We start from the raw sequence: 13,322 nt of genomic DNA, 5'->3' as shown, positions 1-13,322 counted from the left end.
GTGACTTCCTCCTTTTGGGCGTTTTTGGTTTGGTCACCGAAAAACTTCTCCAAATTGGGGTGAAGTCCCTTTTTTATCCCTAGAAATCCTTGTGTCTCAAGGGCTCAGATTTCTGCAAAATGCTCATATAATAACTCCATTCATCCTTTAGCTCTGCGCCAGGGTGATGCAAGATAGGTGGGGAGGATCAAGCATGCAAAAGACAGTAGAAAAAGAAAACCTGAATCCTTACGAGATTGTGCAAAAGCAGATTGACACGGCAGCAGCGTTGCTTCGTCTGCCAAGCCACGCCGTCGAAATCTTGAAAAGGCCGAAGCGCGTGCTCGCAGTCAGCTTTCCGGTCAAAATGGACGATGGCAGCGTTCGCGTATTCGAAGGGTTCCGCTCGCAGCACAACGATGCGGTGGGACCGACCAAAGGCGGCATTCGCTTCCATCCCGACGTCACGATGGATGAGGTCAAAGCGCTCTCGATGTGGATGTCGTTCAAATGCGGTGTCGTCGGCCTGCCGTATGGAGGCGGAAAAGGCGGCGTCATTTGCGATCCGCACGAGCTGAGCGCGGGCGAGCTGGAGCGCGTGAGCCGCGGCTTTATGGAAGCGATTGTGGACATCGTCGGCCCTGACACCGACATTCCCGCGCCGGACGTCTACACGACGCCGCAGATCATGGGCTGGATGATGGATACATACAGCCGATTAAAAGGCGCGTATTCGCCAGGCGTCATCACAGGCAAGCCGCTTGCGGTCGGCGGCTCCAAAGGGAGAAATGAAGCGACGGCCCGCGGATGTGTCTTCACGATTTTGGAGGCGCTCAAAGATTCGGGACGCAAGCCAGCGGAGACGACAGTAGCGATCCAAGGGTACGGCAACGCAGGCCGAATCGCAGCCAGACTGTTGACCGAGCTTGGCTTTCGCATCGTCGCCGTCAGCGATTCGCGCGGCGGCATTTACCACGGTGCAGGCTTGAATATCCCGAAGGTCGGGCAGTTGAAGGACACGTCCACGATCCTGGACTATCCGGGGGCAACCGCGATCTCCAATGAACAGTTGCTGGAGCTGGAAGTCGACATTTTGATTCCGGCCGCACTGGAAAATGTGATTACAGCCGCGAATGCCGATCGCGTCCGGGCCAAGTGGATTGCAGAAGCAGCCAACGGTCCGACGACTCCGGATGCCGACGCGATTTTGCGCGAAAAAGGAGTCGTGGTCATTCCGGACATTCTCGCCAACGCGGGCGGAGTGACCGTGTCGTACTTCGAATGGGTGCAAAACCTGATGCACTACTACTGGTCCGAGCAGGAAGTGAACGAAAAGCTGCAAACCGCGATGGTCAACGCTTACCGGTCGGTGGCGGAGCTTGCGGAAAAATACAAGGTCGACCTGCGCACAGGCGCGTACATGATCTCGCTCTTGCGCATCAAGGAAGCCATGGAAGCGCGTGGCTGGATCTGACGAACGGGCGAATCTACGAGCCTCTCGCAAGTTGTTTGCGAGAGGCTTTTCGCTCATGCCGCTGTCGCAATTAAGCGCAAAAGGTCCTCTCGCCATTCCAGAAAAAGTTCTGCTATTTTTCCAGAAAGAAAGGTATAATGATTTGACGAAAAATTTGCAGAATATATAAACATATATACATTCGATACATGCTTGTTTTAGCAGGCTTCCATTTTTCGCGATACTTCCCGGTGGAAGCAGGAACCCAAGTATTTTTGTCGAATTTGTCGGATTAATGTTTTTCTACCTGCTTTGCAAAGAGTGGAAAGGGGGATCTTTATGCCAATCAAACTGCCTGACGAGTTGCCTGCGGTGGAAGTGCTGGCCCGTGAAAATATTTTTGTCATGAAAGAAAGCCGTGCCTTTACGCAAGACATCCGGCCGCTGCGAATCGTCATCCTGAACCTGATGCCGGTGAAGGAAACAACGGAAACACAGTTGCTTCGCCTCCTGGGGAATACGCCCCTGCAGGTGGAAATCGTCTTGCTGCACATGTCCAGCCATACCTCCAAAAACACATCGGAAGAGCATTTGTCGATGTTTTATAAAACGTTTGAGGAAATCAAGGACCAACGCTTCGATGGCATGGTGATTACCGGGGCGCCTGTCGAGCAACTCGAATTTACCGAAGTTACTTATTGGGAAGAGCTGAAGCAAATTCTCGACTGGAAGCTGGCGAACGTGACCTCGACCTTGCATATTTGCTGGGGGGCGCAGGCCGGGCTGTACCACCACTTCGGAGTGCCCAAGCATCCGCTGCCGGAAAAGATGTTCGGGATTTTCCCGCATACGTTGAACAAGCAAAATGTGAAGCTGTTCCGCGGATATGACAACTACTTTTACGTCCCGCATTCCCGCCATACGGAAAATCGCCGGGAGGACATCGAGAAGGTGCCGGAACTGGAAATTTTGTCCGAGTCCAAGGAAGCGGGCGTGTACATCGTCGCGACGAAGGACGGCAGACAAATTTTCGTGACCGGCCATTCCGAGTACGATCCGACCACCTTGCAGGACGAGTACAAGCGGGACGTGAACAAGGGACTGGACATCGCCGTGCCGCGCAACTATTATCCCGACGATGATCCGAGCCGCGAGCCGATCGTCACCTGGCGCGCGCACGCCAATCTGCTTTTCTCCAACTGGCTCAACTATTACGTGTACCAGGAGACACCGTACGATCTGAACAACAGATAGCAGCCGGAAAACCATCCGAGAAATCGGGTGGTTTTTTGTGTAGACAAGATGTAGCGGCGGTTTTGCTTTTGCAGTTGACGTACCAGACCCCGACAGGTAGTGTGAGGATAACTATGTAAAAGCAAGCGGCATCTCATTAGCAAGGTGGGAGTTTTGGTGATGAAAAAAATCGTGAAGCAGGATCAGGACGTTATCAAGCAACACAACAAGCTGATGATTCTCGATATTATCAAAAACAAGCGGCCGATTTCCCGGGCTGAGATCACGAAAATTACGCGGATGAGCGCGACCTCGATCGGCCGGTTTGTCAGCGAGCTGTGCGAGGAAGGCGTCATTCGGGAGACGGAGCTGACTTCCTCTGGCGTCGGCAGGAAGGCGATCATGCTCGACATCGAGCCGGGCGCACTCTACACGATCGGCGTCGACATTGAGAAAAAGCGGATCAGCTTCGGCATCATGGACTTCAGCGAGACGATCGTCGCGCACCATCGCGTGGAGCACAAGGCGCTGGCGGGCACGCCAGCCGAGACGGCAGCGCTGATTTGCCAGGAAATTCGCGGCATGATCGCGAGGCAGGGCATTCCGTTTGAAAAAGTCATCGGCATAGGTATCGGCGTGCCGGGCGTCATCAACTACGAGCGGGGAGTCGTCCAGTTGTCCTCGACGCTTGGGTGGAAGGACGTAGCTTTTGCCGAGCTGATCGAAAAAGAGCTGGGCATCAAGACTGTGATCGACAACGACTTGAAGGTCAAAATCCTCTCGGAATACTTGTACGGCTCTGCCAAAGGCTCGAACAAAACCGCCCTGATCGGGATTGGGACAGGCATTGGGTCCGCGCTCATCATCAACGGCGAAGTGTTTCGCGGCGGCTCGAACAGCGCGGGCGAGCTGGGGCACACGACGCTGGACCCGAACGGCAATTTGTGCGAGTGCGGAAAGCGCGGCTGCCTGCAGACGTATATTGATGAAAACGCGCTGATTTTGGAGGCGCGCAGGGTAAAAGAAGTCACCGATGTGCGCGAGGTGTTTGCCGCGGCGCGAAACGGGGAGCGCTGGGCGAAGGAAATCGTCTCCCGCACCGCCCTCTACATCGGAATCACGATCAACAACATCGTCTGCATGTACAATCCCGACACCGTCATTTTGTCAGGAGACCTGGTGGAAAATTACCGCGAGATTGTCGAGCTGGTCGAGGAGCATAGCGACCAGGTGATTTGGGAGCCGTTCAAAGGGAAGTTCCGGGTGATCCCGTCCGAACTGCGCGGAGAGGCGATTGTCATGGGCGCAGGGGCCTTGGCGATGCAGCACTTTGCCCCACTGTCCGGGTCGTGGAGCGGAGAGTAGGACGATTTCGCACCAAAAATACCATTTATTGAAATCTCTGCCCGTGCCGATATAGAAAATAGTGGAAAACGTATTCGCGGGAAAAGCGGCAAAAGGGGAGAGCACGGTGTCGAAGAAAAGCACATACTTGCGCAGGTGGCAAAAAGGCTTGCTGACCGTCGTCCTGACAGTCGGAACGATTCTGTCCGGCGTCGGGCCAGCGGCAGAACTGGCGAAAGCAGAAACGGCAGCAAGCCAGAGCAAAAAGCTGTCGAGGCTGACGGTCAAAGAGAAGACGGTCAGACTGAAAAAAGACGGGTCACAGCAACTGACGGTACTCGCGCAATATGCGGATAAAACGACCGAAGATGTGACGCAAAAGGCGGAGTGGTCCACGTCCGACAGCGGAATCGTCACGGTAGAGGCCGGGCTGCTCAGAGCGACAGGCAGCGGCAAGGCAGATGTAAAGGCCCGCTTTGGCGGCAAGTTCATCACCATTTCCACAGAAGTGGATGTCGTCGCCAAGCTTGTCGTTGACCAGAAAAAGCTTGTGCTGAACGCAGGGGCTGCCAAGCAGATCGTGGCAATCGCTTCGTTTACAGACAAGTCTACGGCAGCCGTCACGGCAAATGCCGAGTGGACGAGCGCCGATCCCGAGATCGCGACGGTGGCAAACGGACTCGTCACCGCAGTAGGCTCGGGCAAAACGAAAATCAAAGTAGTGTACGGCGGCAAAAACGTGACCATCCCGGTAGAGGTGGATGTCGTTTCCAAGCTGGAGAGCGACCAAAAGAAGCTGTACGCGCGACCTGGCTCGTCGCAAGCAGTCAAGCTCACGGCCGTGGTGAACGGCAAGGAAAAAGCCGACGTCACCGCCAAGGCGAAGTGGACCTCCGACAACGAGCAAGTGGCAACAGTTGAAAGCGGCGTGGTGACGGTCATCGGGCCGGGCAAAGCGAAAATTACCGCTGCCTACGGCGGGAAAACGATTACGATTCCGGTAGAGGCAGCGGTCGTATCCCGGCTGGAGCTGAGTGCGACAAGAATCCAGCTCACAGCCAACGAGTCGCAACAATTGCAGGTGTTCGCCATTTATTCCGACAAGACGAAAGCTGACGTGACAGCAGAGGCCGAATGGACGAGCACAGACAAAAATGTAGCGAGCGTGGCGCAAGGCAAAGTCGCAGCCGGGACAGCAGGACGTGCGACCATTACCGCTTCCTACGGCGGCAAGCGGGTGATGATCCAGGCCGCCGTCAAATAAAAGCAGGTCACAAGCCAGGGCGGCAGATGCGTCCTGGCTTTTTCATCGGCGTAAAGGCTGTGGTAAGCTTGGGAAAGACAAGAATCAAAGCGAACGGATCGGGTGGAGGCGGCAAATGGATATTCGACAACTGCAATACTTTGTGGAAGTAGCCAAACAAAAAAATTTTACAAAAGCGGCCAACACGCTTCATGTCTCCCAGCCGTCCATCAGCAAGATGATGAAAGCGCTGGAGGAGGAACTGGGCGTCGTGCTGCTGGATCGCTCGGAGCGGAAAATGGAGCTGACCGAAGCGGGCGAGCTGGTGTACGGGTACGCGACAAAAGTGCTGCAGTTGATGGAAGGGATGACGTCATCCATCGCGCAAATCCGCAACATCGAGCGCGGACGGGTGAAAATGGGCATGATGCCGACAGTCGGCTCTTTTTTGCTGCCGAATGTAATTGCCATGTTCAAAAAGCAATATCCCGGCATTGAGATCGAAATGAAGGAGTACAGCGCCAAGCTGCTGGAAATTCAGGTGGAGCAGGGGAGCGTCGACCTCGGCCTGACGGTTTTGCCGACGGATGCGGAAAAGTTTTCCGCGGTTCCCCTGGTGGCGGAAGACCTCGTCGCCATCGTGCATCAGCAGCATTGGCTGGCGGGGGCGGACGAAGTGAACCTGGCGGAGTTGCGGGACGAGGACTTTATCCTGTTCACAGAGGAGTACGCGATTCACGACGTCGTGCGCCAGGCGTGCCGAATGAGCGGCTTTGAGCCAAAAGTGGCCTACATGAGCTCGCTGTGGGATTTTGTCGGGGAAATGGTGGCGACTGAGCTAGGCATCTCGCTGCTTCCGCGCTCGATTGTGAGACGCCTGCACAACGACCAACTGCATACGGTAAACATCTCGTCTCCCGTGATTGACTGGCAGTACGCCCTGATTTACCGCAAGGACGGCTACCTGTCGCACGCGACCCGCGCCTTCATCGAGTTTGTGCGGCAGCATTTGTCGCCATAACCAAATGGCATAGAAATCATGATATTTATGTATTGTACGAATGGAATCGGGACGCTTTAGAATGAAGGTACCAACATGAAGGAACCGGAGTGGTCTCGATGAAAAAATGGTTCTTGCTCCTCGGGCAAGTTTTGCTCTTGTATGGATTCACCTGGCTGGGCAAAGGAATCGCTTCGTTTTTGCCTGTCCCTGTCCCCGGCAGCCTGATCGGGCTGTTGCTTTTGTTCATTTGTCTGCACAACGGCTGGGTGCGCCTGCAGTGGGTAGAGGCGGGAGCCGCCCTTTTGTTTTCGCAAATGATTTTGTTTTTCGTGCCGTCTCTGGTCGGCATGATGCAGTATCCGTGGCTGCTCGGAGGAAAAGGACTGCTCGTTTTGCTGGTAGTCACTAGCGGTTGCGCGCTCGTGATGATTTCGACAGGCGTCGTTGCTGAGCGACTGTTCAAACGCGGTGAGGTGAAGCAGCTTGATCCTGTGGAAAACGTGTAGCGTAGTCCTGACGATTTTGTTTTTTTACATGGCGAAGCAGATCAACAAAAAGCGGCCGAGCCTCTTGTTTTCCCCCGCCGTGCTTGCGCCGGCCGCGATGATTGTCTTTCTTTTGCTCGCGGGCATCCCGTATGCTGCCTACAGCGAAGCGACGTCGTGGATCAGCGAGCTGATGGGGGTAGTGACGGTGGCGTTTGCCGTGCCGCTGTACCGCAACTGGTCGATTTTGATGGCGCACAAGCGGATGATTTTGCAAAGCCTCGCCGCAGGCTCCCTGATTGCGATTATCGCGGGCGTGTCGACAGCTATGCTGGTCGGCTTGGGCAAGGCGGCCGCCATCAGCGTCATCCCTCGCTCGATTACGTTGCCGATTGCCCTTAGCGTCTCGGACGCGATTGGCGGCATGCCGGCGATGACAGCGGTGTTCGGGATGCTGACCAGCTTTGCAGGCGTTTTTCTGGCGCCGTGGATTATCAAAAAAATGAAGCTGCGCCATCCCGTCTCGATCGGGCTGATGTACGGCATGGGGGCGCACATGCTCGGGATGGTCAAGGCGTTCGAACGCGGCGACACGGAAGGGAGCAGCGCGACGCTGGCCGTCATTGCCGGGGCGATGATTACGGTCGTGTGGGCGTTCACTCTGTTGCCGCTGATCTTGTCGTGGCTGGCCGTTTCATAGCGATAGCGGGGAGCTTCTTGGCAAGCTCCCTTTTTGCTCGGTATAATTGTATAAATATTAATTTTGTTTTATAAAAATACAAACAGGAGTGTCATACCTTGCAATTACAGTCGTTTGCATTGGAGCAGTATGAGGCAGTCGTCGAGCTTTGGCAGCGGGCAGGGCTTGTGCTTTCCCGCTCCGATACGCGGGAAGGATTGCTCCGCAAGCTGGAGCGCGACCCGGAGCTGTTTTTGGTGGCAACAAACGATGACGGGCAGGTCGTGGGGGCTGTCATGGGCAGCTATGACGGACGGCGCGGCTGGGTCAATCATCTGGCGGTCGATCCCGCCTGCCAGGGCCAAGCGCTGGGAAGCCGGCTCATGCAGGAGCTGGAGCGGCGGCTTATGAATGTGGGTTGCGAGAAAATCAACCTGCTGATCGAGCCGGAAAACAGCGGCGTGCAATCGTTTTACAGGCAGTTGGGCTTCGCCGCTTGCGAGCTGATTTTCATGGAAAAATGGATTGCGCCGCCCCAAGACGCGAAGAAAGGTGTATGATAGAGGACGGATTTAGCTAGACGATCATTCAACAGCTTGGCAGGAGGCAGCATGAACTATGAAACCCCTATATGTCGGACTCTTACTCTGTACCAGCTTCCTCTGGGGAGGAAACTTCGTCGTCGGTAAATTTTTGGTCGGACACGCGTCGTCGTTGACGTTGACCAATTTGCGCTGGCTGATTGCAGTCGCCTGTTTGCTGCCTGTCGTCTGGGTGCGCGAAAAGCGGATCTTGCCCACGCGACAGGCGCTCGTTCCGTTGATCGTGATGGGCGTGACAGGCGTGGCGCTGTTCAATCTGTTTATGTTCTGGGCGCTGGAGCGGACAGACGCTACCAATGTCGGGCTTTTGTCGACGCTCAACCCGGTTTCGATCGCGATTTTCTCGTTTTTGCTGATCGGGGAAAAAATTCGGCCGCTGCAAATCGTCGCCATGCTCATTTCTTTTGCAGGCGTGCTGGTCGTGCTTTGCAAAGGCGACTTTACCCATTTGGAGCAACTGCATTTCAATACAGGCGACCTGTGGATGCTGGCGGCTGTGGCGATGTGGGGAATTTACTCCGTCTGTGGACGCTGGGCGATGAAAACCGTGTCGCCGATGATGTCCACCCTGTACTCGGGACTTTTCGGCGTAGCGCTGATGCTGCCGTTTAATCTGACGACGTTTACCGTCGAGAATACGACCTGGTCATTTTGGCTGTCGCTGTTTTACGTCGGCGTAATGGCGACTGTGGTCAGCATGGTCTTGTGGAATGTCGGGGTGCAAAAGGTCGGGGCGACCTCTGCTGGCATGTTCCTCAACTTCAACCCGGTGTTTACCGCGATTCTCGCCTTTTTGCTGCTGGGCGAGACGATGAGCGTGCTCCAGCTTCTGGGCAGCGTCATCGTCATCGTCGGCTGCTACTTGTTTGCCAAGCTCAAGCACGTTCCGGCCAAGACGCCTGCGGCGCTGGAGCAGGCAAGAGGCTGAGGCTGGCTTGTTTTCCGTCTGCGTACAGCGCAGGCGGAATTTTTTTGGCAACGAACGGGCGTGCCTTTTTGCCAGACCGGGCAGCAATTTCCCGCGAATGCCGCGCGACCGTTTTTTTTCGCACACATGGACATGGGCGGACGCATACACATACCAAGGACGGTGTGTGCAGAGGAGGTTGTCTATGTTAATCATCAGTGGCAGACGGGCCGATCCGGACGCTTTGGCAATGGAGTGGGGATTGAACGAGGTCCAGCGAGAAGTGGTGGAGCGGATGGCGGAGAGCCGGGAGGAGTTCTCCTACCCGCAGCCTGAATTGCTGCAGTTCGAACTGAAGATGAGGGACCATCTGGTGCGCTCGGCACGGGCGCTGTACGCCAGCGGGATCGCCTTTTCCACCTATGAAAGATCGCGCGCCAACCCGGCGTACTGGGACCGCACCGAGCTGGGCGGCTTTCGGCTGAGACAGGGGATTTTGCCCTCGCAAGGAATCATCAACATTTTTCAGGAAGGCAGAAAATACGCGACCGAGTGTGCGACAGCGATGGTCATTATTTTGTACCACGCCGTTCTCCAGTCGATCCGCCGGGAAGACTTCGAGCGGCTGTTCGCGGATATTTTGCTCTACGACTGGCGCTACGATCAGGATCTCGATTTGCGGACGATCCCGACGACGACGTTTTTGCCGGGCGATATTTTGTATTTTGCCAACCCGGATCACAACCCCGACAAGCCGCAATGGCAGGGGGAAAATGCGGTCGATCTGGGCAGAGGGCTGTACTACGGGCACGGAGCGGGCATTCGTGACGCCGAGTCGATGATCGAGTTTTTGAACGAACAGCGCAGGGTAGGGGCAACCAGGTCTGCGTACCTTGTTCCCCAGGCGACACGCCCCGGCTTCGCCTATTTGTTCCCGTACGACAACCGGCGTCCGCAGGTGCGCTTCGAGCAGCGGGCCGCAGACATGGGCAGTCGGATTACGGCGCAGATCGGTTCGCTTTTTTGGGAATGGTGAAGACGAAAAAAGCCTCGAGCCGAAGTTATGGCGAGAGGCTTTTTGCTGATGGCAGACTGACAGTGGTTACGAAAAACGGCTGAGCGAAAACATCGACAAATCGAGCTTGGATTCCCCGTCGATGAGCAGTTGGCTGGCAGCTTCTCCTACTGCGCTCGCGAACTTGAAGCCGTGGCCGGAAAAGCCTGCGGCAAAGACGATGTGCGGGTTGTCCGGATGGCGGTCGATGACAAAATGTTCGTCAGGCGTCATCGTGTAGATGCAGACTCTGCCCTGGCGCAAGGCCCCCGCCGCTTGCGGCATGTACGTCTCAAGGAACGCGCGGACATCGCCTTCATCCGATAAATAGCAGCCAAAGGTCCGCTCCAGCGTGTCGGGATCAATGGCTTGTCCCCCGTCATGGCGGCCGATTTTGACACCTGCTCCATCGATGCTCGGAAAGCCGTAAAACATGGAGTCACCTAGGTGGAAGACGAAGGCCGGGAACCGATCCGCGCTGTACAAGCTTTCGTCTGCGCCGAACCAGGCGACGGTTTTGCGCGTGGGGACTAGCGGAACGGACAAGCCGAGCTCCTGCAGCAGCGGCGCGTTCCAGGCCCCGGCGGAGACGAGCAGCTTTTTGCCGCGATAGCTCCCGGAGTCTGTATGCACAATCACGTCTGCCCCGTCTGTTTGCAGGCTGGTCACTTTCGTGTTGGTCAGCAGGCTTGCGCCAGAAGCTGTGGCCAACTCGCGGTAAGCGCGAATGGCATGTTCCGAGTAGAGAATGCCGGAAGCAGGCTCCAGACAAGCGTAAAAATGATCGGGCAGCTCGATTCCCGGCCAGCGCTCGCGCACTTCCTGGGCGGTCAGCACTTCGAGCGGAAGCGAGTAGCGCTCGGCGCTCTCCCGCACCTCCTGCAAAAAGGCGCAATCGTGCGCGCCTGCGCTCAACACCCCGGTTTGGCTGAACAGCTTCACATTCGCGGCCTGTTCCAGCTCGGCCCAAAGCTCTTGCGCTCGCAAGGCAAACGGCACGTACTGCTTGCCTTCTCCGTAAGCGTGGCGAATGATCCGGGTGTCTCCGTGGTGGCTGCCCATCGTGTGCGGAGGGTCAAAAGCGTCAATCAGCAGCGCGCTTGCGCCTCTTTTGGCCAAATAGTAACCGGCGGCCATGCCCATCGAGCCTGCGCCGACGATGATTACTTCGTATGTTTGCATAAAGGATTCCCCCTAAGTTGGTCGTGCTGCTGTTTCTGATGCCAAAGCCGCATCTATCTCTTCTTCCCCATTATAGAGCTTACGTTTTTCTCGTAGCAATCAATCTAGGAAAAATTCTGAATATTACCGGTTTCATATGTTAGATGTTGTTATTTTTGGTAGAGAGGGTACAATTTGTATCGGGCATGTTTACCTTGAAATTGAAAAGGGAATATGGATTTAGCGATATCATACAATGTCGAGAAAAGTGGTGTTTCTATGAAGTGGACGATCGGGAAAAAGCTAGGCAGCGCGTTTGCCCTAATTCTCATGGTGATCGCATATATGGGAGCCATGAGTACATACAAGACAAGCCTTATCAACAGCAAAGTCGAAGAAATGAAGTCCGTCTGGCAGCCGGGCATGGAGGCAATCCTGAAAATCAATTCGACGCTGGAAACGATCTACGGCCTGAATCAGACGATTCTGAACGCTGAATCGCTGGCAGACAAAAACAAATACGCCGGACAAATTGATGAAAACTTCGTCTATATCGACGGATTGCTGATGAGCTATGAAAAAACGATTATCGATGAGGAGGATCGGAAGCATTTCGAAGGCTTGAAGGCAGCCATGAAGCAGTACGAGATTTTCAATCAGGAATTTGTGGAAGTCGGCAAAAAGATGGACATCACGCGCGGGGTGACGCCGGAAGAGTTGGCCGAGCTCAAGCGTGTGCGGGACAAGGCGAGCGAGCTGTTCACGGAGCGCAAGAAGCACATCGACGCCATGATCGCGTTCAACAAAATGGGAACGGAACGGGCAGGCAGGGAAAGCGCCGAGCTGTACGCGGCTCTCAAACGGGACAATCTCATTACGCTCGCCGCCTCCATCGCGGGCTGCCTGCTGCTGGCTCTCTGGCTGACGAGAAGCATTCGCGGTCCGGTGCTGCGCCTGGTGGCTGAAATGAAGGAAGTCGCGCAAGGAAACCTGCGCGTGGAGCCGCTTGTGGTCAAAACTCGCGATGAGATTTTCGATCTGGCCAATTCCTTCAATGAGATGACGGACAGCCTCAAAAGGGTGATCCGCCAGGCCGGCGCGACATCGGAGCAGGTAGCGGCATCGGCCGAGGAACTGATGGCAAGCGCTGAGCAGACGAGCCGGGCGACAGAGCAGATCGCGGTTACGGTGCAGGAGGTCGCGGTTGGTACGGATCGTCAGGTCGCCAGCGTGGAGCAAGGGGCAAAAGCAATTGACGACATGTCCCGGGGAATACGCCAAATTGCGGCGAACGCCCAGCAGGCGTCCAGCATGGTCGTCCAGGTGGCGTCGATGGCAGGCGAAGGAAACCAGTCGATCCAGGCCGCTGTCCAGCAAATGAACGCCATTCACGATTCGATCCGCGAGCTGGCCGGGGTAGTCGATGGGCTGGGCAACCACTCGCAGGCAATCGGGCAAATTATCGAAGTCATTACAGGCATCGCCGAGCAGACCAATCTGCTTGCGCTCAATGCAGCGATTGAGGCAGCGCGAGCAGGCGAACACGGCCGGGGCTTTGCAGTCGTAGCCGACGAGGTGCGCAAGCTGGCCGAGCAGTCGTCCAAGTCGGCGCAGCAGATCGGGCAGTTGATCCAAACGATTCAGACAGACACGAAGCTCGCTGTGGAGTCGATGGAGTCGGGAACAAAAGAAGTGCAGGAAGGGATTCTCGTGGTGCACCATGCGGGCGAGACGTTCGGACAGATTCAAATGTCGATCACGACCGTGGCCGACCAGATCCAGGACGTGTCGGCGGCAGCTCAGGAAGTATCCGCGCACTCCGAGCAAGTGGTGCAGGCGATTGAGCTGGTAAGCGAGGTGTCGGAGATCGCAGCCGACGGTACGCAAAACGTTTCCGCTGCTACCGAGGAGCAGCTCGCAGCGATGGAGGAAATCACTTCTTCGGCGACAGCCCTTTCCACCATGGCGGAGGAGCTGCAGCAGATGATTAGCCGCTTCAAAGTGTAAGGCGTGCAATCACACTTCGGGAACGGTCGAAGTTTCCTTGTACTAGAACGAATACAGAAGAACAAGCACAACCCTTTCATTATTAAACTACCATTTTGTGTTCTGCCCTCGGTACAGAAGAAAGATTTTTCTGCAAGCAGATGTAGAACAACGCTTCAAAGAGTTGGTACAT

Annotated in this window: 12 protein-coding genes and 1 pseudogene; 12 read left to right on the top strand and 1 reads right to left on the bottom strand. The window is 55.6% G+C overall.

Going from position 1 to position 13,322, the window contains the following annotated elements; genetic code table 11:
• The first annotated feature begins 193 nt into the window (after positions 1–193).
• The 10 genes from AC27IT_RS27085 to AC27IT_RS27040 all read left to right on the top strand — a co-directional run bounded on the left by AC27IT_RS27085 (position 194) and on the right by AC27IT_RS27040 (position 9,964).
• Positions 194–1,453: a Glu/Leu/Phe/Val family dehydrogenase gene (locus AC27IT_RS27085; RefSeq protein WP_327990928.1), complete on the top strand. Its 1,260-nt coding sequence runs from the start codon at positions 194–196 to the stop codon at positions 1,451–1,453.
• A gap of 318 nt (positions 1,454–1,771) precedes the next feature.
• Complete coding sequence (gene metA / locus AC27IT_RS27080; protein ID WP_005832124.1) at positions 1,772–2,686, top strand: homoserine O-acetyltransferase MetA; 915 nt, start codon at positions 1,772–1,774, stop codon at positions 2,684–2,686.
• Positions 2,687–2,845: 159 nt separating this feature from the next.
• Positions 2,846–4,030 (top strand): ROK family transcriptional regulator, encoded by a 1,185-nt coding sequence (locus AC27IT_RS27075; protein ID WP_005832122.1) that lies wholly within the window; start codon positions 2,846–2,848, stop codon positions 4,028–4,030.
• Between the two features lie 106 nt (positions 4,031–4,136).
• A complete protein-coding gene (locus tag AC27IT_RS27070) occupies positions 4,137–5,273 on the top strand; it encodes an Ig-like domain-containing protein (protein WP_487092226.1) in 1,137 nt (378 codons plus the stop codon).
• 115 nt (positions 5,274–5,388) lie between these two features.
• Positions 5,389–6,273, top strand: a complete 885-nt coding sequence (locus AC27IT_RS27065) for a LysR family transcriptional regulator (protein ID WP_005832119.1) — start codon at positions 5,389–5,391, stop codon at positions 6,271–6,273.
• A gap of 98 nt (positions 6,274–6,371) precedes the next feature.
• Positions 6,372–6,761 carry a CidA/LrgA family protein gene (locus AC27IT_RS27060; RefSeq protein ID WP_005832117.1) on the top strand — a complete coding sequence of 130 codons (390 nt, stop codon included), beginning with the start codon at positions 6,372–6,374 and terminating at the stop codon, positions 6,759–6,761.
• A complete protein-coding gene (locus AC27IT_RS27055; RefSeq protein WP_025845541.1) occupies positions 6,739–7,440 on the top strand; it encodes an LrgB family protein in 702 nt (233 codons plus the stop codon). Before AC27IT_RS27060 ends, AC27IT_RS27055 begins: the two co-directional genes overlap by 23 nt.
• 98 nt (positions 7,441–7,538) lie before the next feature.
• Complete coding sequence (locus AC27IT_RS27050) at positions 7,539–7,979, top strand: GNAT family acetyltransferase (RefSeq protein ID WP_283858721.1); 441 nt, start codon at positions 7,539–7,541, stop codon at positions 7,977–7,979.
• Positions 7,980–8,037: 58 nt separating this feature from the next.
• Positions 8,038–8,949 carry a DMT family transporter gene (locus tag AC27IT_RS27045; RefSeq protein WP_005832112.1) on the top strand — a complete coding sequence of 304 codons (912 nt, stop codon included), beginning with the start codon at positions 8,038–8,040 and terminating at the stop codon, positions 8,947–8,949.
• Between the two features lie 184 nt (positions 8,950–9,133).
• The gene (locus AC27IT_RS27040) at positions 9,134–9,964 is read left to right on the top strand and encodes a protein-glutamine gamma-glutamyltransferase (protein WP_007777021.1); all 831 of its coding nucleotides are present in this window, start codon (positions 9,134–9,136) and stop codon (positions 9,962–9,964) included.
• A 66-nt stretch (positions 9,965–10,030) separates the two neighbouring features.
• Here the strand turns inward: AC27IT_RS27040 and solA are convergent, their stop codons facing one another.
• Positions 10,031–11,164, bottom strand: coding sequence for an N-methyl-L-tryptophan oxidase (solA, locus tag AC27IT_RS27035; RefSeq protein WP_487092225.1), 1,134 nt, complete (start codon positions 11,162–11,164; stop codon positions 10,031–10,033).
• Between the two features lie 258 nt (positions 11,165–11,422).
• On the opposite strand from solA, the gene AC27IT_RS27030 reads away from it, so the two are divergent.
• Entirely contained in the window at positions 11,423–13,150 is a 1,728-nt protein-coding gene (locus AC27IT_RS27030; protein ID WP_005832106.1) for a methyl-accepting chemotaxis protein, read from the top strand.
• A gap of 46 nt (positions 13,151–13,196) precedes the next feature.
• Positions 13,197–13,322, top strand: a pseudogene (locus AC27IT_RS27025) (transposase); the annotation flags it as partial.

The sequence above is a fragment of the Brevibacillus sp. YAE8 genome, assembly GCF_057543335.1.
The sequence above is the reverse complement of the archived record's forward strand: the minus strand, read 5'-3'. Positions and strand labels throughout refer to the sequence as shown.

Bases quoted from the DNA above. Each gene is read 5' to 3' on its own strand.
- metA (WP_005832124.1), top strand. From the start codon at position 1,772: ATGCCAATCAAACTGCCTGACGAGTTGCCTGCGGTGGAAGTGCTGGCC.
- AC27IT_RS27040 (WP_007777021.1), top strand. From the start codon at position 9,134: ATGTTAATCATCAGTGGCAGACGGGCCGATCCGGACGCTTTGGCAATG.
- AC27IT_RS27065 (WP_005832119.1), top strand. From the start codon at position 5,389: ATGGATATTCGACAACTGCAATACTTTGTGGAAGTAGCCAAACAAAAA.
- AC27IT_RS27030 (WP_005832106.1), top strand. From the start codon at position 11,423: ATGAAGTGGACGATCGGGAAAAAGCTAGGCAGCGCGTTTGCCCTAATT.
- solA (WP_487092225.1), bottom strand. From the start codon at position 11,164: ATGCAAACATACGAAGTAATCATCGTCGGCGCAGGCTCGATGGGCATG.
- AC27IT_RS27045 (WP_005832112.1), top strand. From the start codon at position 8,038: ATGAAACCCCTATATGTCGGACTCTTACTCTGTACCAGCTTCCTCTGG.
- AC27IT_RS27060 (WP_005832117.1), top strand. From the start codon at position 6,372: ATGAAAAAATGGTTCTTGCTCCTCGGGCAAGTTTTGCTCTTGTATGGA.
- AC27IT_RS27085 (WP_327990928.1), top strand. From the start codon at position 194: ATGCAAAAGACAGTAGAAAAAGAAAACCTGAATCCTTACGAGATTGTG.
- AC27IT_RS27075 (WP_005832122.1), top strand. From the start codon at position 2,846: ATGAAAAAAATCGTGAAGCAGGATCAGGACGTTATCAAGCAACACAAC.